This is a genomic window from Falsibacillus pallidus (assembly GCF_003350505.1).
Classification (GTDB): domain Bacteria; phylum Bacillota; class Bacilli; order Bacillales; family DSM-25281; genus Falsibacillus; species Falsibacillus pallidus.
Map to the genome: position 1 here is coordinate 1 of NZ_QQAY01000025.1, position 22,398 is coordinate 22,398.

At 41.6% G+C, this 22,398-nt stretch carries 22 protein-coding genes and 1 pseudogene; 19 read left to right on the forward strand and 4 right to left on the reverse strand.

Annotated elements, in window-relative coordinates:
- Nucleotides 1–216: 216 nt before the first annotated feature.
- Complete coding sequence (locus DFR59_RS20300) at nucleotides 217–366, reverse strand: hypothetical protein (RefSeq protein ID WP_170137287.1); 150 nt, start codon at nucleotides 364–366, stop codon at nucleotides 217–219.
- A 211-nt stretch (nucleotides 367–577) separates the two neighbouring features.
- Here DFR59_RS20300 and DFR59_RS19165 point away from each other — a divergent pair, with 211 nt between their 5' ends.
- The 3 genes from DFR59_RS19165 to DFR59_RS19175 all read left to right on the forward strand — a co-directional run bounded on the left by DFR59_RS19165 (nucleotide 578) and on the right by DFR59_RS19175 (nucleotide 3,577).
- Nucleotides 578–1,603, forward strand: coding sequence for an ATP-binding cassette domain-containing protein (locus tag DFR59_RS19165; RefSeq protein ID WP_114747276.1), 1,026 nt, complete (start codon nucleotides 578–580; stop codon nucleotides 1,601–1,603).
- Nucleotides 1,600–2,415: an ABC transporter permease gene (locus DFR59_RS19170; protein ID WP_114747277.1), complete on the forward strand. Its 816-nt coding sequence runs from the start codon at nucleotides 1,600–1,602 to the stop codon at nucleotides 2,413–2,415. Before DFR59_RS19165 ends, DFR59_RS19170 begins: the two co-directional genes overlap by 4 nt.
- 187 nt (nucleotides 2,416–2,602) lie before the next feature.
- On the forward strand, nucleotides 2,603–3,577 hold the full coding sequence (locus DFR59_RS19175) for a quinone oxidoreductase family protein (RefSeq protein ID WP_114747278.1): 975 nt from the start codon (nucleotides 2,603–2,605) through the stop codon (nucleotides 3,575–3,577).
- Nucleotides 3,578–3,738: 161 nt separating this feature from the next.
- On the opposite strand, the gene DFR59_RS19180 is transcribed toward DFR59_RS19175, so the two are convergent.
- Complete coding sequence (locus DFR59_RS19180) at nucleotides 3,739–4,230, reverse strand: DinB family protein (RefSeq protein ID WP_114747279.1); 492 nt, start codon at nucleotides 4,228–4,230, stop codon at nucleotides 3,739–3,741.
- Nucleotides 4,231–4,463: 233 nt separating this feature from the next.
- On the opposite strand from DFR59_RS19180, the gene DFR59_RS19185 reads away from it, so the two are divergent.
- The 6 genes and pseudogenes from DFR59_RS19185 (at nucleotide 4,464) to DFR59_RS19210 (ending at nucleotide 9,459) form a co-directional block, all read left to right on the forward strand.
- Nucleotides 4,464–4,727 carry a hypothetical protein gene (locus DFR59_RS19185; protein ID WP_114747280.1) on the forward strand — a complete coding sequence of 88 codons (264 nt, stop codon included), beginning with the start codon at nucleotides 4,464–4,466 and terminating at the stop codon, nucleotides 4,725–4,727.
- A gap of 190 nt (nucleotides 4,728–4,917) precedes the next feature.
- A pseudogene (locus tag DFR59_RS19190) lies at nucleotides 4,918–5,891 on the forward strand (serine hydrolase domain-containing protein).
- Between the two features lie 191 nt (nucleotides 5,892–6,082).
- On the forward strand, nucleotides 6,083–6,616 hold the full coding sequence (locus DFR59_RS19195) for a sigma-70 family RNA polymerase sigma factor (protein WP_114747301.1): 534 nt from the start codon (nucleotides 6,083–6,085) through the stop codon (nucleotides 6,614–6,616).
- Between the two features lie 2 nt (nucleotides 6,617–6,618).
- On the forward strand, nucleotides 6,619–7,032 hold the full coding sequence (locus DFR59_RS19200; protein ID WP_114747281.1) for a PadR family transcriptional regulator: 414 nt from the start codon (nucleotides 6,619–6,621) through the stop codon (nucleotides 7,030–7,032).
- A gap of 5 nt (nucleotides 7,033–7,037) precedes the next feature.
- Complete coding sequence (locus tag DFR59_RS19205; protein WP_114747282.1) at nucleotides 7,038–8,306, forward strand: FtsW/RodA/SpoVE family cell cycle protein; 1,269 nt, start codon at nucleotides 7,038–7,040, stop codon at nucleotides 8,304–8,306.
- 115 nt (nucleotides 8,307–8,421) lie between these two features.
- Nucleotides 8,422–9,459 carry a S66 family peptidase gene (locus DFR59_RS19210; protein ID WP_114747302.1) on the forward strand — a complete coding sequence of 346 codons (1,038 nt, stop codon included), beginning with the start codon at nucleotides 8,422–8,424 and terminating at the stop codon, nucleotides 9,457–9,459.
- A 92-nt stretch (nucleotides 9,460–9,551) separates the two neighbouring features.
- Here DFR59_RS19210 and DFR59_RS19215 read toward each other — a convergent pair whose 3' ends face one another.
- Nucleotides 9,552–10,313, reverse strand: coding sequence for an SDR family oxidoreductase (locus DFR59_RS19215; protein ID WP_114747283.1), 762 nt, complete (start codon nucleotides 10,311–10,313; stop codon nucleotides 9,552–9,554).
- Nucleotides 10,314–10,617: 304 nt separating this feature from the next.
- On the opposite strand from DFR59_RS19215, the gene DFR59_RS19220 reads away from it, so the two are divergent.
- The 8 genes from DFR59_RS19220 (at nucleotide 10,618) to DFR59_RS19255 (ending at nucleotide 19,761) form a co-directional block, all read left to right on the forward strand.
- Complete coding sequence (locus tag DFR59_RS19220) at nucleotides 10,618–11,625, forward strand: LacI family DNA-binding transcriptional regulator (RefSeq protein WP_114747284.1); 1,008 nt, start codon at nucleotides 10,618–10,620, stop codon at nucleotides 11,623–11,625.
- A 49-nt stretch (nucleotides 11,626–11,674) separates the two neighbouring features.
- Nucleotides 11,675–13,357 (forward strand): glycoside hydrolase family 13 protein, encoded by a 1,683-nt coding sequence (locus DFR59_RS19225; protein ID WP_114747285.1) that lies wholly within the window; start codon nucleotides 11,675–11,677, stop codon nucleotides 13,355–13,357.
- 48 nt (nucleotides 13,358–13,405) lie between these two features.
- Nucleotides 13,406–14,644 carry an ABC transporter substrate-binding protein gene (locus DFR59_RS19230; RefSeq protein ID WP_114747286.1) on the forward strand — a complete coding sequence of 413 codons (1,239 nt, stop codon included), beginning with the start codon at nucleotides 13,406–13,408 and terminating at the stop codon, nucleotides 14,642–14,644.
- 81 nt (nucleotides 14,645–14,725) lie between these two features.
- Nucleotides 14,726–15,589 carry a carbohydrate ABC transporter permease gene (locus tag DFR59_RS19235; RefSeq protein ID WP_114747287.1) on the forward strand — a complete coding sequence of 288 codons (864 nt, stop codon included), beginning with the start codon at nucleotides 14,726–14,728 and terminating at the stop codon, nucleotides 15,587–15,589.
- On the forward strand, nucleotides 15,589–16,410 hold the full coding sequence (locus DFR59_RS19240; RefSeq protein ID WP_114747288.1) for a carbohydrate ABC transporter permease: 822 nt from the start codon (nucleotides 15,589–15,591) through the stop codon (nucleotides 16,408–16,410). Before DFR59_RS19235 ends, DFR59_RS19240 begins: the two co-directional genes overlap by 1 nt.
- 105 nt (nucleotides 16,411–16,515) lie before the next feature.
- A complete protein-coding gene (locus DFR59_RS19245; protein WP_114747289.1) occupies nucleotides 16,516–18,144 on the forward strand; it encodes a glycoside hydrolase family 13 protein in 1,629 nt (542 codons plus the stop codon).
- A gap of 160 nt (nucleotides 18,145–18,304) precedes the next feature.
- Nucleotides 18,305–18,817: a sigma-70 family RNA polymerase sigma factor gene (locus DFR59_RS19250; RefSeq protein WP_245948537.1), complete on the forward strand. Its 513-nt coding sequence runs from the start codon at nucleotides 18,305–18,307 to the stop codon at nucleotides 18,815–18,817.
- A complete protein-coding gene (locus tag DFR59_RS19255) occupies nucleotides 18,817–19,761 on the forward strand; it encodes a hypothetical protein (RefSeq protein WP_114747291.1) in 945 nt (314 codons plus the stop codon). The genes DFR59_RS19250 and DFR59_RS19255 overlap by 1 nt, the downstream gene beginning before the upstream one ends.
- Nucleotides 19,762–19,818: 57 nt before the next feature.
- On the opposite strand, the gene DFR59_RS19260 is transcribed toward DFR59_RS19255, so the two are convergent.
- Complete coding sequence (locus tag DFR59_RS19260) at nucleotides 19,819–20,652, reverse strand: HAD family hydrolase (RefSeq protein ID WP_114747292.1); 834 nt, start codon at nucleotides 20,650–20,652, stop codon at nucleotides 19,819–19,821.
- A 202-nt stretch (nucleotides 20,653–20,854) separates the two neighbouring features.
- Here DFR59_RS19260 and DFR59_RS19265 point away from each other — a divergent pair, with 202 nt between their 5' ends.
- Together DFR59_RS19265 and DFR59_RS20180 are read left to right on the forward strand one after the other, a co-directional pair.
- Nucleotides 20,855–22,021 carry a DUF4062 domain-containing protein gene (locus tag DFR59_RS19265; protein ID WP_114747293.1) on the forward strand — a complete coding sequence of 389 codons (1,167 nt, stop codon included), beginning with the start codon at nucleotides 20,855–20,857 and terminating at the stop codon, nucleotides 22,019–22,021.
- Nucleotides 22,021–22,185: a hypothetical protein gene (locus tag DFR59_RS20180; RefSeq protein ID WP_158538444.1), complete on the forward strand. Its 165-nt coding sequence runs from the start codon at nucleotides 22,021–22,023 to the stop codon at nucleotides 22,183–22,185. Before DFR59_RS19265 ends, DFR59_RS20180 begins: the two co-directional genes overlap by 1 nt.
- Nucleotides 22,186–22,398: the final 213 nt, after the last annotated feature.

Sequence of the window (22,398 nt, forward strand, 5' to 3'; positions counted from 1 at the left end):
CCTTCGCCAGTTCTTCAACCGCAGAAGAAGATATGACTTCTTTAATAGCCTCCGAAAAAGCAGCTAATTCTCGATGTAAATTCTTCATAAATAAATACTCCTTACTCTAAAATTCTGCATGGCAGAACTTTAGAGTAAGGAGAAAATTTACTTTCGTCGACTAATTTGCCTTAAGTTGATGGCTATGGTGACTGTCACGCCCCGATTTACTTTTTCCTAATCGCGCATTCCTCCAGCTTCTCGTGAAGTCATGGCGCCTTGGCCGGCATTCACATCTTTCTGGATCTGCTTTTTCACTTCTTGTGCGTTCGTTCCTGCAAATTCTGGTTTCATAGCTGGATTGGATCGCTGTTGATTTTGTTTCATAAGTATTCTCCTTTCAAGGGTGACTTAGGTTTTTATTATGAGCAGATTGCATCCGAGATATCCTAAGTGTGTGGAAGCGTTATGCCTATTCGACAAAAATCGGGTGGTGCCTGTCACTTTTGATGTGGATGTGACTTCTCATGATGTTCATATTCAGTTCATATACTTTCGCTATGATACTTGTGCAGATAGGATTTTAGGAGGAATGAACATGGAGCATATATACAATGGAACGGTCGCTTCTAGCAGCAATGAGCTTGCAGTTGAAGCGGATGGACTTGTTAAAATTTTTGGCGACAATCGTGCAGTAGATGGGGTGAGTCTTAATGTGCCAGCTGGTTCGATTTATGGTGTGCTCGGCCCGAATGGAGCAGGGAAGACAACGACCATTCGGATGCTGGCGACGCTGCTCCGTGCTGATGGGGGATCCGCCCGCATCTTCGGACATGATGTTGTAAAAGAAGCGCAGATCGTCCGCCAGTTGATTGGTGTGACCGGACAGTATGCATCTGTGGATGAATCATTAAGTGCCACGGAAAACTTGGTCATTTTTTCACGACTGCTTGGGCTTAGCCGTACAGAAGCAAAGCGGCGTGCGGAAGATTTGCTTGAGGAATTTAGTTTAACTGATGCGGCTAAGCGTCCGTTGAAGAATTTCTCTGGAGGGATGAGGAGAAGGCTAGATCTTGCAGCAAGTCTCATCGCGCAGCCGCCGCTTATATTTTTGGATGAACCGACGACGGGACTAGATCCGCGTACGCGAAATCAGATGTGGGATACGATTCGGCGCCTAGTGAAGTCTGGTTCGACGGTCCTCCTAACCACGCAATATTTACAAGAGGCAGATGAACTCGCAGACCGGATTGCGGTAATTGATCGCGGCAAAGTGGTTGCCGAGGGGACAGTGGATGAATTGAAGACTTCAATCGGATCATCATCCCTGCACTTGAATATCCAGCATCCACAGGATATCCACATTGCCCGGCAAACAGTGGAACGTGTACTCAACGTGAAGTCCTCTGTTATTACTGAAGCGGGAAAAATCACAGCACCAATGGCAGATGCGGACAGAATAACGGATCTTTTAATCGCGCTACGAGAAAAGGGTATTCCGCTTTCAGAACTGAGTGTGCAGAAGCCGACGCTTGATGAAGTCTTTTTGACCATCACAGGGGAAGGAATTAATGAAAACAATGACTCATCCATGCAATCGATGAAAGAGGAGGCAAGAGTATGAGCAACCCAGCCATCCAGCCTGCAGCAAATCGGAAGCTGCGCAATAAATCCAGCTTAAAACAATCCATCAGCAACTCGCTGATCATGGCTTATCGCGGACTTTTAAAAATCAAACGGACACCGGAGCAGCTATTCGATGTTACGCTTCAGCCGATAATTTTCACATTGATGTTTACCTATATATTTGGCGGGGCGATTTCAGGGAATGTGCATAATTATTTACCGATCATCATCCCAGGAATTCTTGTCCAGACAGTAATCACGACTTCCATTGTGACAGGCGTCCAACTGCGGGAGGACATGGATAAAGGGGTGTTTGACCGGTTCAAGTCCTTGCCGATTGCCCGGATTGCACCACTTGCCGGAGCCTTGCTGGCTGATACGATCCGCTACACTATTGCCACTGTGCTCACATTTGCAATGGGCTATATCATGGGCTATCGTCCGGATGGGGGCTTGGAGCATGTCGCCATTGCCGGTCTTCTTGTCATCGTCTGTTCTTGGGCAATCAGTTGGATTTTTGCTTTCTTCGGCGTCATTGCCAGAACGGCTTCAAGCGTTCAGGGGATTTCAATGATTGTACTGTTCCCACTCACCTTTTTATCGAACGCCTATGTACCAGCAGAAACCATGCCAAATTGGCTTCAATGGTTTGTGAAAATCAACCCGATTTCACATCTCGTCACGGCAGTCAGAGAATTAGCCAATAACGGAACCGTCGGATGGGATCTCATCATTTCCCTCATCGGGGCAGCAGTCATCGTAGCTGTTTTTGCACCGATCACCGTCAAAGCTTATATGCGCAGAACATAATAAATGGAGGAAGCACGGGGACGGTTCTCGTGCTACTTTTTACTGGAAGCAAGAGAGCCGTCCCTATGCTTACTTGATGATAAGTAAAATGAATCGTTTAGCATTCACATTTCATATTATCCAAATTGCTTGGCATTGCATTATTATGGAAGTAAATAACAATAGATCTCAAAAAGGGGGAGCCGTCATGAAGGCTGTCATACAAACTGAATTTGGTGATGCTGATGTCCTAATGGCCACAGAAATGGACAGGCCAATAGTAAAAGAAGGGGAAGTTCTGATCCGGTCGGCGTATACAAGCGTCAATTATGCAGACATCAAGAAACGGAAAGGCGCGAAAGATTCCGGCAAATTTCCGATGATCCTGGGATTGGATGTTGCAGGAACGATTGAAGAAGTGGGCACCAATTCTTCCTTTTCGGTGGGAGACCGTGTCATCGCGTTTCCTACAGGTGGATCATACGCTGAGTTCGTCAGTGCCAATGAACAATTGGTCTTTAAGATTCCAGAAAGCGTATCGTTTAAACTGGCTGCAGCTCTCCCGACGGTATCTATATTATCCTATATGTTGATCCACGAGATTGGGGATGTGAAAAAGTCTGATGTGATAGTCGTCCATAGTGCAGCCGGCGGTGTGGGTTCGATGCTGGTTCAACTGGCGAAAGAAGCAGGCGTGGAAAAAGTGATTGCTACCGTTGGAAACATGATCAAAGCAGAATATGTGAAAAAATTAGGTGCGGATGTGGTCTGTACATATGACACGTTTACAGAGACCGTCTTGGCGCAAACGGATGGACGTGGCGCTGACGTCATTTTTGATTCGGTTGCAGGGGAAGTGACGGGTAAAAGTTTAGATTGTTTGGCTCTTTATGGCACACTTGTCCAATTTGGCAATAGCAGCGGAAAAGCAGGGGCTTTTAAAACGAGCGACGTTCATAGCAGTTGCAGGAACGTGAAGGGATTCAGCTTAGGAACCACAAGAAAGTACAAGCCGGAACGATTGAAACCTGCTGCTGAAAAAGTACTGGAGCTCTTTTCTTCTGAAAAAGTGGCGCTGCCGATAGCAAGGGTTTTTGATTTGAGCGATGCATCCCTTGCTCATCAATTAATCGAGAGTCGAAATTATGAGGGGAAAGTGCTGCTGAAAATAGGTGTTGAATAAACTGCGGGAAGCACGGGGACGGTTCTAGTGCTTCCTTTTAGAGGAAGCGTAGGGACCGTCCCTCTGCTTCCCAAAAAATATGAAATGGCCTGTGACCACCGGGACAGTAATGTTTCTCGTACCGTTGATCACCGGCCACTTTCATCTGGCATTCATTAATTTTATTTTGCGTTCATTGCTTCCATTTCTTCCTTGCTCGGGCCATACACGCCAGGCACCTTCAAATCAGCCTGTCTCATAAGAACGGTCAATTGTCCGCGGTGATGGGCCTGATGCTGAATGAGTAGGCGGAATACAGCTTGAACTGGCATATCTATTCCGAATAGGTTGATCATTTCATTCATTCTTTCATCAGAAACTTGCTCAGAAACGGCTTCTGCCAGGCGATCGCTTACGAGCTTATACGTCTCACTGATCTCTGAAGCAGATTTTGGCGCATCTTTACGAAGATCCGGCACCTCGAACGTAATGCCAACTTGAGACGGGAAGTAATAAGTCGCTCCTGTAATATGCCATGAAAGACTGCCGATGCTGAACATATCAGGTGCAATCTCCTGCTTCAAAGACTCATCTGTCAGTGCATCCAACACTTTTTGTGTAACAGCTGCTTCTCGGTTCCATTCTTGCAAGAAATCGTTTTTTGATGTGAACATGTTTATTCCTCCTTAAATGAGACTAGTGTGCAACATCATTGTAGCACGTTTAGAAGCGGGGGGACGGGTCTTATGCTTCACGAATGAAGTAACAATAATCGATTTAATAATCTAAGATATTTATACAAAATATGGAAACGTATGATACACTTAGATTATCGATTTTTATGCAAGAACATGGAGATTTGTTCAACTAACGGGACAGGTTAATTAAACATAGGGGGATTATTATAATGAGGAAATATTTACCATTTGTTTCGATTAGTATCTTAATATTAACATTTGTAATTCTAGAATTTTATTTAGTTGGGAATACCAATGTTCCGAGTATGTCAGGCGATTATGTATTGATTTCGGGAGTTGTTTTATCAATTCTTTCAGCAATTTTAAGTAAAAAAGGACCTTTTAAAAGAGCATTATTAATCACATATGGTTGTTTAATCGGTGGATATCTAATCATAGTAATTGCATTTATGGTTGGGTTGTCGGACTTTTAGAGATTTTTTCCTTCAATCATATTAAAATCAATCTTTATTTTGTTAACGGGTGCGTTGATCCAAGAAGGACTAACGCTTATTTTTGTTGTACTTTATTGTATTAACGGAGCAGTTTTGTCGAATAAAATAAATGCATTAGAACGTACATTCCTGTTGAAATTTCATTATAAAGTTATCTAGGAGGAGAATAATGAAATTAAAAAATATCAAAATTGAAGAACGAATGGAACATTATAATGTAAACGGTTTAAGTATTGCATTATTCGAAGGAGGTCAAATAAGCGCAACAGAAAACTATGGTTTACTGGAAGTTAATGGTGATAGAAAAGTAAATGATGACTCTATTTTTAGTGCGTGTTCCATTAGTAAATTCTTAACTGGAATAATTGCAATAAAGTTACTAGAAGAAGAGCATCTTGATTTAGATGAAAATGTAAATGAAAGACTCGTTACTTGGAAAGTGCCTGAAAATGAATATACAAAAAATAAAAAAGTTACTTTAAGAAACTTGCTTAGTCATCAATCTGGAATCAAGGACCCGGAAGGTAGTTTTTTAGAACTAAATTCAGATATATATTTTCCTTCAATGGTTGAATTGTTAGAGGGAAATTCCCATTATTGTAAAGTTCCTATTGAAGTCCAATTCGAGCCAGAGAGTGAATTCCATTATTCAGATGCAGGCTATTGTATTATTCAGCAACTCATAGAAGATGTAACGAAAAAACAGTTTTATCAAGTTGTAAATGAGTTCATATTTGAACCACTAGGAATGAAAAATAGCCAATTAAATACAACAATGTCGGAAGTGGATAGAGATAACTTTTCTTGCGGTCATAACAAAAACGGGGAAATAGTAGATGGAAAATAGTTCTTGAGTTAATGAATGCAGTAAAAGGAGAAAGTAAGCTTGGTATTTCGGAAAGTTTAGCAAAAGAAATGATAAGCCCGCAACGAGGTAAAAGCTGGACTGGGTTAGGTGTGTTTCTTGATGGCTCCGAACAAGAACTAGAAATAACATCACTCGGTTGGGGAGTAGGTTTTCAATGTATGATGGTGGCACATCCACACTTGGAAAAAGGTGCTGTTATTATGACGAATGCAGAATTAGGCGTTCATCAATTGGAAGGGATAATTGGAGAGATATATAAATCTCTTTTATCTTAAAAAACGTTGGTTTTTTTAAAAGACCGTGCTAAGCAATTAAATGTCTTATGGAACTAATGGGAGCGTAAGTTTAATTAGATAATAGTTGAATTAGAACTTCCATGAAATTGAAGGTTCTATTTTTTTTGCCTAATAATAAAAAACCATCTCCACTTGGGACTCGTCTAATGTATGGAAGGGAGCAGATGACGGTGGAAGAGAGCGTTATGGAAGATTGGATGATTCAAGACAAAGAGAAGCTGCTCGCTCAATTGATGGATGCCTATGGACAGTCACTGCTGCAGCTGGCGTATTCGTATGTGGGCAGCAAGGAGATTGCTGAGGATCTCACGCAGGAGATTTTTGTGAAATGCTATCAAAGGATGGATCAGTATCAACAGAAGTCTTCGCTGAAATCGTGGCTATGGCGGATTGCCATCAATCACTGCAAGGACTATTTAAGGAGCTGGCACCATAAAAATATTGTCGTTTCAGAAGAGCAGGCGAAACAGTCATCTAGCGGCGAAAAGGATATCGAGGACCAAATCGTGCAGAGTTTTGAGGACGAACAATTAGTAAATGCGGTGCTACAGCTGCCGGATACATATAGGGAAGTCATTTATTTATATTATTTTGAGGAACTGACGATAAAAGAGATTTCGCACGTAACAGGTGTGAATCAAAATACGATAAAAACCAGGCTGAAAAGAGCGAAAGAATTATTGAAAGAATGCTTGGAGGGATAAGGATGGAAGAACGTTTAAGGAAATTAAAAAAGGCAATGGAGCGAACCGTTTTCGACGAGCTGAATTTCACGGAAGAACATAAGAAAAAAATCAGGAATCAAATCAGGATGCAGAAGCCGGAAGCGTCAGAAGAAGAAATACGCTTATCGATTTTTCAACTGCTGGTACAAAAGCGGACAGGATTCGAATTAAGCAGGTTGATCCGGGCAAGAGGCATCGGCAATTTTGAAGAAAATGAAGGATTCCTGTATATGTCCCTTCACCAATTCGAACAGAAAAATTACCTGAACACCACCTGGGAAGAGCCTGACGTCAAATATTATCAGCTGAACCACAAGGGGATGAAAGTCCTGAAGGCGTTAGAAAAGAAAAGCGAAGGCAGGGCACGTATTTTAAAGGAAATGGTAGAGAGGTGATATAGATGAGTCAGTTGAAAGAAAAATTCCTGGCTGAAGTCATGCAATTCATCAAGTCAAAAGAAGCCAAACAAGTGGTGTATAAGGAACTGAATTATCATTTGAAGCAATCGGAGCAGGAACTTTTGTCAAAGGGAACTGACCAGAGCCAAGCAGAAAAAATGGCCGTGCAAAAGATGGGCAGCCCTTCTGAGCTTGGGACGCGCTTCAACAAATTATACCGTCCGCTGTTCGATTGGAAGCTCTTCGGCCTTTTCCTTATCGTCATCACAATGAGTCTGCTTCCGCTGATCAATATCCAAGATAACTATGCTGAGAATTTTTTGCTAAAGCAGTCCTGTTACATTTTATTAGGGATCATCACGACAATTGGGGTCATGCTGATTGACTACCGGAAAATAAAAAGTTGGAGCTGGCTGTTTCTTATTGTTGCATTAGTCTTATTGATTGCTCTTTCCTTTTTCCCGAATGTCGTGATAAATGGAAAAGGGTACTTGCATTTCGCAAGTTTCACCATTGCAGGAGAAGCTACTTTCCCTTTGCACCTCGTGTTTTGGGCCTACTTCTTCTCAAAGGAAAAGCCTAACCTGCTAATCGGTTTTGCCGTTTACTTCTTTTCGGTGCTTCTATTTATGAAGATTCCAAGCATTTCAGATGTCTTCATTTATACTGTGCTTGTCCTTACATTGTTTGTGACAAGCTCTATCCGTAAAAAAACGGTCTACACCACGATTGGCATCGCTGCAGGTGTCCTATTGACCTGTGTCATTCTATTTTTCACCACGCTGAAGGAAGAACAAAAAATGAGATTGCTGGTATATCTGAATCCCGAGAAGTATGCCGATAGCGAGGGCTATCAATACGTCGTTTTGAAGAACTTGCTTCACAGCGGCGGCTGGTTTGGAAATGAGGAGACGCCAAAGTTTATGGTCAATATGTGGACGGACTTTGCCTTTGCGAATATCACCTATTTCTTTGGCTGGATTTTAGCCGGTGCCCTTATCGTACAGCTGACAATGCTCGTGATCCGGTTGATCATGGTTTCTGGGAAAGTTAAAGACATCTTTGGAAAGCAGCTCATCATCGGCGTTTGTGCACTGCTTTCCATCCAAATGATCTATAATGTGGGAATGATTTTTGGATTCCTGCCCCTCGTCTCGATTTCACTGCCATTTATCAGCTATGGTGTGACTGCGACGGTCTTGAATTCCCTTTTGATTGGGATTGTGTTGAGCGTCTACCGCAGGAAGAATTTGATCACTGAGCCATCGTAGCAAGAATGGGGAGAACCAGCAGGGAATAGGGATGACGATGTAGAAGTGTAGTTTAAGTCCTATGTTCTTCTAAGTGGAATATAGAGTTTCAATGATTGGAATGATTGAAGTGGCAATGGATAGATTATTGAAGCCAGAAAAATTACAGCCGGGCGATCGGGTTGCGACGGTAAGTCCTTCGTGGGGCGGAGCAGGAGATCCCGGGCTTCTATGGAGGTATAAGCAAGGTGTCTCGAGGTTGGAAGAAGTCTTTGGTCTAACGGTTGTCCCGATGCCAAATAGTTTAAAAGGCGGAGAATATACGTATAACAATCCTAAAGCCCGGGCGGAAGATTTGATGACAGCGTTTAGGGATAAAACGATAAAAGGGATTTTTGCCAATATAGGGGGAGATGACAGTATCCGACTGCTTCCTTATATTGATTTTGATGTGATCCGGGAAAATCCGAAAATTTTTATGGGATTTTCAGATGTGACGGTTGCTCATTTATTTTGTCATAAAGCGGGGATATCCTCCTTTTATGGGCCTGCTATCTTAACTGATTTTGCGGAAAATGTGGAAATGCATCCTTATACCATTGAAATGGTGAACCGAATTCTCTTTTCGAATGAAAGGATTGGCAAGATTCAACCGGCGAAAGAATGGACGAGTGAACGTTTAGAATGGATAGAAGAGAACAAGAATCAACGCCGTACGATGAATCCGAACAATGGATATGAAGTACTTCAAGGATCGTCTACCACGCAAGGACGCTTGATTGGAGGCTGCATCGAAGTACTGGAATTTCTCAAAGGAACTGAACTATGGCCTGAAAAGGATTATTGGGAAAATAGCATCTTTTTCTTTGAGACATCGGAAGATCATCCTGCTCCCAATTTAATCCGCTATTGGCTGAGAAACTATGCAGCTCAAGGAATCCTCCAAAAAACAAAGGGAATCATTTTTGGCAAGCCAAAAGATGAGAAGTACTATGAGGAATACAAACAGGAAATCCTACAGGTCATGAAAGAATATGAATTAGAAGATCTGCCGATTCTTTATAATTTGAACTTTGGCCACACCGAGCCTAAATTTATCCTGCCTTATGGGGCACTTGCAGAAATAGACTGCAAGAATGGCGAATTCTCTATTCTTGAAAGCGGCGTTAAATAGACTGAAATTAAATTGGCCAGCCCCGCGGTGCAAAATACCAGAGGGCCGGCCATTTTTATGGATATCTATCAAAATGAAAAAAACACACCGACTTAACGTCCCAGCCATCCGCCATCCACGACGAGAGTATGCCCCGAGACATAGTCAGACGCACTTGAAGATAAAAAGATGGCTGCTCCGACCATGTCATCCGGCTTGCCCCATCGGCCGGCGGGGATGCGCTCAAATATTTCTCTTTCCCGCTTCTCATTATCGCGGATCGGCTTGGTCATATTCGTTTCAATATATCCCGGTGCGATGCAATTCACTTGGACATTGTGTTTTGCCCACTCGTTCGACAGCGATTTCGTCATCCCCGTTACTGCATGTTTGCTCGCTGAATATGCCGTAATATACATTCCGCCTTGGAAGGACAGGAGGGAGGCAGTGGAAATGATTTTTCCAGACTTGCGCTCGAGCATCGGTTTAGCGACGAGCTGTGTTACCTGGAATACTGCGTTCAAATTCACGTTGATCGACTCCTGCCAAGCTGTCATGCTTAAGTCAACCGCATCATCACTCCGAACAATCCCTGCGTTATTTACTAAAATATCAATCTGATGGCTGGATAAAATCTCTTCGATTCCAGCACTGATTTTTCCGCTATCATTCAAATCGATTTTATAGGGGAAAGCTTTTTGACCAGATATCTCTATCAAAGTCTGCGTTTCCTCCAAGCTTTTTTTATTCCCCACAATCACAACATCCGCCCCGGCACCCGCAAGCCCTGCAGCAATCGCCTGCCCAATGCCAGAGGCAGCACCCGTGACAAGGGCTGTCTTTCCTTTTAAAGAAAACATAGATTGAACGTCCATCGAATTCACCTACTTTATTTAATATGATTTCTTCCTAATATTATTTTCTTATTCTATTTTTCTCTTAAAATTCCTTGAAAATAAGTTGAATGGGTCGCGCGTAAATACTCAGAATGGGGGATATCAGGGGATTGATTTCATATTTTAAGTAAACGTTTACTAATAAAATGGAATAAATGTAGTTGTGAATATAAAATGATACAATGGTGTTTCTAGATTCTTGTTGACTTTATTGCATCCCTTTATGTAAAATGAAAGCGTAAACATTAAGTAAACGTTTACGTAAAAGGTGGAATTAGACAGTATGAGTGCAACGATTAAGGATGTAGCGAAGCATGCGAATGTTTCCATTGCTACAGTTTCAAGAATCATAAATAAAAAGCCTGGATTTTCGCCAGAAACGGAACAAAAGGTTTTAGATTCAATCCAAGCTCTTGGCTACCAGCCGAATGCGCTTGCGAGAGGGCTTATCAACAAAGATACACAAACGATTGGAGTGCTTTTCCCTGCGGTGTCTAATATGTTTGCATCAGAAGTCTTGAGCGGCATTGAAGAGTATGCAAATGAAATGGGGTCAAGTGTGATTGTCTGCAATACTGCTGAAGATGGAGAAAGGACCTTGAAGTATTTGCAGGTTCTCTCTGAAAAAAGAGTAGATGGAATTATTATTGTCAGTGAATACATCAAAGAGGAATACTATAAGGCATTGTCAGAAATGAAAATTCCGAAGGTGCTCGTATCTTCTATCTCTTTCGAATACCCTATTCCATATGTCAAAGTGGATGATCGCCATGCATCTTTCAGCGCGGTTAACTATCTAATCGGAAAAGGCCACAGAAAGATTGCGATGATTGCCGGGAATTCCACGGATCCGATTGCAGGTGTGCCGCGGATTGAAGGCTACATGGCCGCATTAAGAGCAAATGGAATTGAGCCTTCAAATGACATGATTATTCATTGTGATGGGTTTGGACATAAAGACGGGGTTCAGGCAATGAAGGATATCATGGATAGAGATATGGATATTACCGCTGTATTTGCAAGCAGTGATGAGCTGGCTGTCGGTGCCATGTCACATGCCATTCGACATGGGATTCGGGTGCCGGATGATCTTTCAGTTATGGGCTATGATGATACCAAACTAGCAGAAATGATGATCCCTTCTTTGACGACAGTGGCCCAGCCTCTGTATGAAATGGGATTGATGGCAGCCACGATGCTGTTCGATATGAAGAGTTCAGGTGCGGTAATTGAAAGCCGGATTATGAACCATAAAATCATGGAAAGAGAAACAGTTAAAAACCTGCTTTAATTTTTTTTAGCGGTTAATGTAAACGTTTACGTAGTAATGGAGGTGCAGCATGAATCAAACATGGTGGAAAGAAAGTGTTGTTTATCAGATTTACCCAAGGAGCTTCATGGATAGCAATGGTGACGGGATTGGGGATATAAAAGGAATTACATCAAGAATGGATTACTTGAAAGAGTTAGGAATTGATGTGATTTGGCTCTCTCCTGTATTTAAATCGCCGAACGATGATAACGGCTATGATATCAGTGATTACCAAAAAATCATGGATGACTTCGGTACAATGGAGGATTTTGATGAAATGCTTGATGCTGCTCATCAGCGCGGCATTAAACTCATGATGGACCTTGTTGTGAATCATTCCTCTGATGAGCACCAGTGGTTCATTGAATCAAAGTCTTCGAAGGATAATGAAAAGCGCGACTGGTATATATGGAAGCCTGGGAAAGACGGCAAAGAACCGAGCAATTGGGAGGCAGCATTCAAGGGGTCTGTTTGGGAATATGATGAGGGAACCGATGAATATTACCTGCATTTATTCAGCAAGAAGCAGCCGGACCTTAATTGGGAAAACCCGCGCCTTCGCAAAGAAATTTATAAAATGATGAATTGGTGGCTTGAAAAAGGAATTGATGGATTCCGCATGGATGTCATCAACTTCATATCGAAGGATACAGACTATCCTGATGGAAAAGTTGCTGAAGGAAAAAAATACGGGGATGGCAGCCCATATTTCATGAATGGCCCGCGGATCCACGAATTTCTGCAGGAAATGAATAAAGAAGTGCTTTCGAAGTATGACACGATCACTGTCGGTGAAGCACCTGGTGTGACCCCTGAAGAAGCCAAGCTTTATACCGGTTCTGACCGAAATGAATTACATATGGTGTTTCAATTTGAACACATGGGGCTTGGAGATGGACCTGAAGGCAAGTGGAGCAACCTGTCGTGGAAGCTTACTGATTTGAAAAAGGTCATGACCCGCTGGCAAAAAGGACTTGAAGAAGATGGGTGGAACAGCCTTTATTGGAACAATCACGATCAGCCTAGGGTAGTTTCAAGGTTTGGTAATGACAAGGAATACCGTGTGGAAAGTGCAAAGATGCTTGCAACCTGCCTTCACATGATGCAGGGGACCCCATATATTTACCAGGGCGAGGAAATTGGGATGACCAATGTCCAGTTTGACTCCATCGATCAGTACCGTGATATAGAAACGCTGAACGCATTTAAAGAACTCACTTCTGAGAATCGAATGAGCGAAGAGGAAATGATGGCATCCATCTACGCCAGGGGCAGGGACAATGCCCGCACCCCAATGCAATGGAATGCGGAAGAACACGGCGGCTTTACAGAAGGGACGCCATGGATTGAAGTAAATCCGAATTATAAAGAAATCAATGTAGAGAAAGCTCTCGGGGATCAAGAGTCAATCTTTTACTACTATCAAAAGCTGATCAAACTTCGTAAAGAAAATAAAGCGATTGTATATGGAAACTATGATCTTTTGCTTGAAGACGATGAACAGATCTATGCGTATACCCGCACCTTGGGTGAAGAAAAACTGCTGATAATCTGCAATTTTACTAAAGATTCAACATTATTTACTCTGCCGAGCGGCATCGAATATAACTCATCCGAATTGCTGATAAGCAACTATGCGATTGGTGAAGGAACTTCTATTGATTCTATCGAGATGAAGCCGTTTGAAGCAAGAGTATATAAGTTAAATTAAGTGCTGATAAAACTCAGCAAATAAAAAAGGGAAGTTGGGGAAGAAATGATGAAGAATTGGAAAATGCTTACCGCTGGTGCAGTTGCCTTATCACTTAGTGCATCACTTTTTGCTGGATGTTCAGGCGGAAAAGATGATGGAAAGACACATATTGAGTTCTTTTCCAGCAAGGTTGAAAATGCATCGACATATAAGGAAATCATTAAAGAATTTGAGAAGAAAAACCCGAAAATTGCTGTTGACCTTTCTTCTCCTCCAGATGCGGGGACCGTCATTAAAACTCGTTTAACGAAAAATGATATGCCTGATATTGTGGCGATGGGTGATGATACAACGTTTACGGATCTGGCCAACTCAGGCGTACTTAAAGATCTTTCAGGATCTGACGCAGTCGAAAATATCCAGCCGACTTATATCGATATGGTGAAAAAAGATTATAAAAACCATGACGCAGTATATGGGGTTCCATATGCAACAAACGGAAACGGCGTTATCTACAATAAAGAAAAATTAGCGGCTTTAGGCATAGAAGAAACGCCTAAAACATGGGATGAATTTGTTGCAGACCTTGATAAAGCAAAAGAAGCAGGAGAAATTCCAATCTACTTCACATTGAAGGATGCTTGGACTGGAATGGTTGCCTTGAATTCAGTGGCGTCTTCCATTTCTCCGGATCAATTTGCTGAAGACAAAACAGCAGGAAACACAACTTTTAAGGAAAGCTATGATGAAGTGGCTGATAAATTGTTGACGCTTAGCAAGTACGGACACAAGGATAATATGGGTGTTGCATATGGCGATGGAAATACGGCTTTTGCAAATGGCAAAGGAGTCTTCTATCTTCAAGGAAACTGGGCGATCCCTGAACTTGTGAAAGCGAATCCTGATGTGAAGCTTGGTGTATTCCCATTCCCTGCTACAAATGATCCAAGCAAAAACAATTTGGTTTCAGGTATTGATGTCCTTTTTGGCCTCACAAAAGATACAAAGCATGAAAAAGAAGCAAAGAAATTCATCAGCTTCTTATTGGATAAAGAGCAGGCTCAAAAATATACAGATGAACAATCTGCATTTTCTGCATTAAAAGATGTTTATCAAAACGATCCGAAGCTTGAAGGATATAAAGCCAGCTTTGAAAGTGGACAAATCACAAGCTACCCTGACCACTTCTATCCTACAGGAATGAATGCAGCGAACATTCTTCAAGAATTCTTTATCAAAAAAGACAAGGATAAATTCTTGAAAACGATGGATAAAGAATGGGATAAAGTAATCGACCGTAAATAATTGATTGAAAATAAAGGGGTCTGGCTCAGCGCGTTCTGAATGCCAGACCCCGAAAGTTTAATGAAGTGAGGGGGGACTATGATGAACAAGCGAAAGCTCGCGTTCTACTTTATGGCGATGCCGGCAGTCCTGCTGTTCTTCGTCTTTCATACATATCCGGCTCTGCAAGGTATTTTTTATAGCTTCACGAACTGGAATGGCTATGGAGATTGGGACTTTGTTGGTTTAAAGAACTATTTAAATGTCTTTAAGGATAGCCGTGCAATCCATGCCTATCTATTTACGTTTAAATTTGCGATTGTTTCCACCATCATCGTCAACGTATTCAGTCTACTGATTGCGATCGGATTAAATTCAAAGATAAAAGGCAGGAATTTTTTCCGCGGAGTTTATTTTCTCCCGAATATTTTAAGTATTTTAATTGTCGGCTTTATTTTCAACTATATTTTCGCCCATATCATCCCTCAACTAGGGGAAGATCTTCATTTAGAAGCGTTGTCAAAGAATATTCTCGGAGATCCGGATCTTGCTTGGATTGGAATTGTGATTGTAGCCGCCTGGCAGGCAATTGCATTTAACACGATCCTTTACCTTGCGGGACTTCAAACCATCTCAACGGATATTTATGAAGCATCTTCCATTGACGGCGCAGGCAAGTGGAGGGAGTTTTGGAGTATTACTTTCCCTTTGATTGCCCCGTTCTTTACGATCAATATGGTTCTGGCATTGAAAAACTTCTTGATGGTATTTGATCAAATCGTCGCGATGACCGGTGGGGGACCTGGAACTTCAACAGAATCCATCTCCTATCTGATCTATAAAGGCGGTTTCCAGGGCGGAGAATTCGCCTATCAATCTGCCAATGCTGTCGTCTATTTCATTGTCATCGTAGTTGTTTCTCTAGTTCAGCTCCGAATCTTGCAAAGACGGGAGGTTGAAATGTAATGAATCTGAGAAAAACGAATTGGCCGGTCCAGATCTTGATATTCTTAGGATCACTGCTTATTTTGTTCCCACTCTACTTAACCATAACCATCGCTTTAAAGGATCCCCAGCAAATGGCTCAGTCGGTACTTTCCTGGCCATCCGAGATTCATTGGGAGAACTTTTCAAAAGCGATCGAAATGACGAATTTCTTTCAAGCATTTAAGAATAGTGCCATCATTACAATTTGCACAGTTGTTTTGACGCTATTGACCAATTCAATGGTGGCATACGCCATTGCTCGGAACATGCATAAGAAGTTTTTTAAATTTCTATATTACTATCTTGTCAGCGCAATGTTCATTCCTTTCCCGATCATCATGCTTCCAATCGTGAAGCAGACGAGTTCATGGGGAATGGACAATCAAATCGGTTTGATATTCCTATATGTGGTATATGGATTATCGTTTAATATTTTCGTTTATGTAGGCTACATCAAATCCATCCCGAAAGAGCTGGAAGAAGCAGCGACAATGGATGGAGCAGGTACTTGGAAAACATTCTGGAAGGTCATTTTCCCACTGCTGACTCCGATCAATGCAACAGTGGCAATCTTGACTGCGTTATGGGCTTGGAACGATTTCATGCTGCCTCTCATCATCTTGAGCGATAAGGACCAAGCGACGCTTCCCCTTGTCCAATATGTGTTCCAAGGACAATTCAGTACAGATTACAATTTAGCATTCTCCTCCTATATTTTAGCTCTTGCCCCAATGATTATCGTATATCTGTTTGCACAGAAATGGATTATCAATGGTGTAACAAAGGGAGCTGTGAAGTAAAGGAAGCCTACCTTTGTAGGTTTCCTTTTTTATCAAGGTGTAAAGTGAAAAAATACAGCATAATCAACAGGACTACAATATAAATCTAGAAAGGCGTGGAAGTTTATGAACAAAAAGTGGTGGAAAGAAGCGGTGGTTTATCAAGTATATTGGCGCAGCTTCTTTGATTCCAATGGGGACGGAATCGGTGATTTAGAAGGGCTGATTCAGAAGCTGGACTACATCAAAAAACTGGGCGTCGACGTCATTTGGTTAAATCCGATGTATTCTTCCCCGGATAAGGATAACGGCTATGACATTTCAGACTACTACGGAGTGATGGAGAAAGCAGGCGACATGGAAACAGTTGAGCGCCTCATTCATAAAATCCATCAGCGCGGAATGAAAATTATCATGGACCTTGTCGTGAACCATACGTCCGACCAGCATCCATGGTTCCTTGAATCCAAGTCCAGCAAAGATAATCCAAAAAGAGATTGGTATATTTGGAAGGACCCTGTACAAGGCGGTGTCCCGAACAATTGGCGCTCCTACTTTTCACCGTCGACTTGGGAATATGAACCTGAAACGAATCAATACTATTTCCACTCTTTTGCAGTCGAACAGCCTGATTTGAATTGGGAAAATGAAGAAGTGAGAAAAGAAGTGTATGCTCTCATGCGCTTCTGGCTCGACAAGGGAATTGATGGATTCAGGATGGACGTGATCAATCTCTTGGCAAAATTGGAAGGCTTCCCATCTGTGGAAAACCCAAACGATATCTCCTATTTAGGCAACAATCCTGGCATTCACGAATATTTGCAGGAAATGAACAGAGAAGTGCTTCAGCATTATGATGCCATGACTGTCGGTGAAATTCCGTTCGTGACACCTGAAGACGGCGTTCTATATGTAGGGGAGGACCGTCATGAGCTGCATACATTATTCCACTTCCAGGTGGCTGATGACATGCCAACATGGGACTTGAAGCGCTACAAGGAAATTCAGCGCACTTGGTATGAAGGTTTAAAGGGGAGAGGATGGAACTCCCAATTCCTGAATAACCATGATCATACCCGCCAGGTCACGCGATATGGAAATGACAAAGAATACCGTGTCGAGTCTGCCAAGCTTCTTGCGACGATGATCCATACACTTCCCGGGACTCCGTACATTTTTCAGGGAGAAGAAATTGGAATGACAGGTGTAAAGTTTGATAATATTGAGGACTACAATGATATTGCCATGAAAAATAAATATGCAGAAGAACTTGCCAAAGAAAGAAATCCGGAGGAAGTGCTAAAAGAACTGCAGTTTTTAAGCAGAGATAATTCCCGTACGCCTGTGCAATGGAATGATGAAAAGCATGCAGGTTTTACTGAAGGCGAAAGCCCGTGGATCAAGGTGAATCCAAATTATAAGGAAATCAATGTTATGGATGCCTTGGAAGACGAAAATTCTGTTTTCTACTATTATCAAAAGCTCATAAATCTTCGAAAAAAACATGACGTCATGGTGTATGGAGACTACGAGGAAGTGTATGTAGACAGCCCGGAGGTTTATGCATATACGAGGAGCCATGAGGATGACAGATGGCTGATTCTGTTGAATCATAGCAGCACTCCTTCTTCAATAGACGTTCAAAGTGAAGAGTGCGAGTTCATTTTAGGGAACTATGCAGACACTATGGAACCATGCCGCCTAGGAAAATTTGATTTAAGACCGCATGAGGCGAGGATTTATAGAATAAAGTAATTATCATTAAAGAGCTTGCCCCTGGTACGGAAATGATTCAGCGTACCGGGGGAAGCTCTTTTATTGTTCCATTTTCAACAAATCTAAATTTGTTTAAGCCAAATCGAACTTCTTTCCGTCTAATAGGTGTAATGAAAAAGAGCAAAAGTGGGTGATGTTGATGATTGAGTTGGTGGCCGCTGCTCAAAATGGGGATGAACAAGCGTTCCTGAAGCTATTTCAAGAATATGAAGTCGATATATACCGCGTCGCCTATGTGTATGTGAAAAATCAAGAGGATGCACTCGATGTGGTGCAGGAAACCGCCTATAAATCTTTCAAAAAGATCAAGTCTCTTAAAAATCCAGCGTTTTTCAAAACATGGTTGATCAAAATTACGATGAGCTGTGCAACAGATATGGTCAGAAAGAAGAAGAAGGTCGTTTATTTCAACAGTGAGTACACAGAATCACTCATGCAAGACGAAGAGGACATCCCGCTCTCCCTATCGCTGAAAGAATTGATAGAGACGCTGCAGGAAAATGAAAAGAATATTGTCCTCTTAAAGTTTTATCATGAGTACACCTTTCAAGAAATCTCAGAGATTCTGAAGGTTCCATTAGGGACTGTGAAATCCATTCTTTATCGATCACTCCATAAACTACGTGCGCAAATCAAGGAGGGCGAAGGTTAATGAATAACCGGATCAAAAGTGAAATTGAAAAAATAGAAATCCCGAAAGAACTTCATGAAAGAGCGATACGGGGCGTGAAAAAAGCAAAACAGGAGATGGAACCTCCTAAAAAACAGAACAACCTGGCAAAAAAGGTTCTATTGGCCTCAGCAGCCTCCGTTATGATTATCGGATCATCCTGGGCTTTCGGCAGCTCCTATATTGTCGACGCCGGGGAATCCCTGATCACCAAAATATTCGGATCGGAACAGGAGCTTAAGCAAGTGGTCCCAGAGGCGACAAAAGAAGATATGGGGAAATTAGAGGCTCACTTTCAAATGGCCAAAAAGACCCTTTCCCCAGAAGAATTTAAACAATACAGCAATCTGAAAAATGAAACGCTCGATCTGGAGAAAAAAATGAGCGTCAAGGATGGCGATTCCATCCGGTTGAATCCTGAGCTGTTATCTGCGGATGAACAAAAAAAATATGATGAAATCCAAGAAAAGCTTATTCCGTTGGAAGACAAAGTATATGCTGCCACTAAATTTTCATTCGAGGATTCCAAAAAGATTGCAGACTTCCCGGTTGTGAAACCAACCTACATCCCCGAAGGCTACAAACTCGTATCTGAAGAAGGGAAAACAACGGACAGCCATCCAGATCAAGATCCTATGGTAAAAATCAAATATCAAAAAGGGGAATTCGGCATTTATATTAAACAGCTGCCGCTTACCCTCGAGAGCGAATTGCCGCACGCCGGCTGGTATGCAGAAGACTATGATACCTACACGGTAGACGGCTACACAATCAACCATAATCACCCAAGCGACACCAATGTCCAGCGCATGATGATGAAAGTCCCTGCCGCAAACGGACAAAAAGGCTATTACATTGTCATGATTGGCGACCTGGTTTCAAAAGAAGATATGCAGAAGATGCTTCTTTCTATGGTGGAGAAATAATAGAGGGCCTGACCCCCGGTGCGTTAAAGCTTCACAGTACCGAGGGTCAGGCCCTTTTTAGCAAAGCCCCTCAAGCAACTCCACAACGCCGCTTATATTTTTTACGACATAGTCCGCTTGCGATGGATCGCCGTAGTCATGCCCGTCAATCAAGATGGTTTGGCAGCCCAACTTCCGTGCAGGGTAGATTTCGTTGATGGCATTGTCGCCGACAGAGAGAATTTTTGAAAAAGGCACCCCATAATGGTCGCTGATTTTCCTTAATGCAGCCTCCGTTTTCACCGGTTTTCTTCCTTCGAATATTTTGTAGTCAAAGTAGTCCAGGAATCCAAGCTTGGTAACAATAACTTCGCTGTCCTTTTGCGGAGAGTTTGTAAAAAGGACCAATTTTTTGCTTTGGCTAAGGGATTGAAGCGCGTCTTTGAAACCCTCGATTTCCTCCATTTGAAAATCATTCGTCATCATATATTCCCTTGTCTGAAGGAAGGACTGATGAGCCAATTCACTCGACAAGCCGTAGTGCCGTGCAATTGAGACGGGGATCCACCAAAGATCGCCGACATTAAGCATTGAATCAAAATCAAACACAATTTCCTGCGGATACAGTTCAGCAATTTTCTCTTCCGAAAGTTTTTCTCCGAACCAATCAAAAGCCTCCAGCACCTTGCCGCCGTTTTGCTTCAAAACCAAATCATTCTTCACATCATAGACCGTACCGATTTTCAACGGCAGCCGATTTTCTTTAAACGTTTGATAATCCTCTTCGAAACGTTTCCTATTAATGGGGTCAAGCTTCTCGCCGAGGCGAGAAGCATAGTAGTCAAAATGGTGGATATCCTCATACAGCGTCCCATCGAGATCAAAAACAATCACTTCTACATCATTCAACATTCAAGCATACCGCCCTTCAAAATTATGGATGATATTAGTATATCAAATACCATACAACAATTTGTGATGATTAGCTCTCGCATAAAACTGAATCCGGCTAGTGTGGGAAACAAAATAAAAACAGATAAGTAATTGGAATATAAAGGAATTTAAGGAGCGGTGTCGAATTATGTTATGTAATTCATCATAATGAGGTGTTTTAATGGCTGAACCAGCAAAAGTATTTATTAGTTCTGCAGCTGAGACTGGCTTAAGTCAGTTAAGAGAGCAAGTGCATTCAGAATTAAAAGTAATGGAACACTTTCCCCAAATGTATGAAAAAGACTTTGGACCTTGGCCGCCACAAGAGTTAGTTGAAAATTGCTTGGAACATGTGGTTAAGAGCGATATATTCTTGTTATTTGTATCTCATAAGTCTGGAAATTACCTTGATTCTTACAAAGCCACAGTCACTCATTGTGAATTTCAGGCTGCACATCAAAATAATAAGCATATAATTGTGTTTGTTCAAGACGAGATTTACCGTTTGTTTTGGTATGATTTGAGATTTATGATTGCTGAAATGGTTGAAGAGTACAAAAAGAAGAACCAAGGGATGGACCCTGACACCTATAGAAATATCGCTGAGGAAGCGTGGAAGAAACATCCTGAGAATTCAGGTAGTATTGATTCTTATGTGTGGGGATTTTTATATGATATTTATAAAAAGGGATATTATCTTGAACAAATATCACTTGGGGTAGATACAATAAAAACTATAAAAAGATATTTTAGCGACTTATTTCGCAAGGGGAGCAAGTATCTTGCCTTAAAAGTTGAGATTGATGAACAAATTTCTGAAGGGCCGACATATAGAAAACATGCAGAATTCACTTCCAGGATTATTGAATATCTTCATGAAGGTGAACTGAGTAATCCACGAATGTTTCTAGAATATTTACAGCGTTTCTTGAAAAAAGGCAGCATTTATTCAAAACCTGGAACAGTGTTTGAAAAACTGCTTGGAGAATATGAATCATGTTCTGGGAGCACACTATACAAGGAGACGGAGGGTAAGCTTCAATTAATCGCTTCGTCTGGTATGGCGAGTGATGATAATATTGCCTTCAGTTTAGATGATTCTACTTCCTATGTAGTCACAGCATTTGAAAGTGAAAACCCAGAATTGTTTTACAATGAAAAGAAAAGGCAATTATACCTTGCTATAAAATCAGGTCATTATGTAATATGTTTTCATTATCCAATTGATTCATTTTGGTCGGAAGAGACAGTGCAACGCTTTAAAGAAGATATCATGCGTGATATAATTGAGACAGAGCCATCTTTATTTCGTGATTTCGCCATAAAATTACTTGGAGGGATAAAATAATGAGTATACATGTTGTTCGTAATGAGGATGAAAAAATTATTCACGTTGCCTCCGGTAAAGAAAATGCTGCTGAAAAATACATTGAAGCAAAAGGAAAGAGATTTGACGAAACAAATAAACGTCTAAAAGAGGCATTTGGAAAAAATAAAGCTCGAAAAATTTAATGACTTTATTGTTATGATACTAAGCATTGCATTTCGCAATGCTTTTTTCTTTTATATACATAATTATTTCTATTTGCTGCTGGTATATGTAAAACCGAAACTCAGAGTTAGCAGGGAAAGGAAGCATGCTTCCTTAGTGAGTCGAAATACTCGAGTATATAGGATTTTAATGGAAATTATTTTGGACCATTGACATTTTTTCTCTTTTTTCAA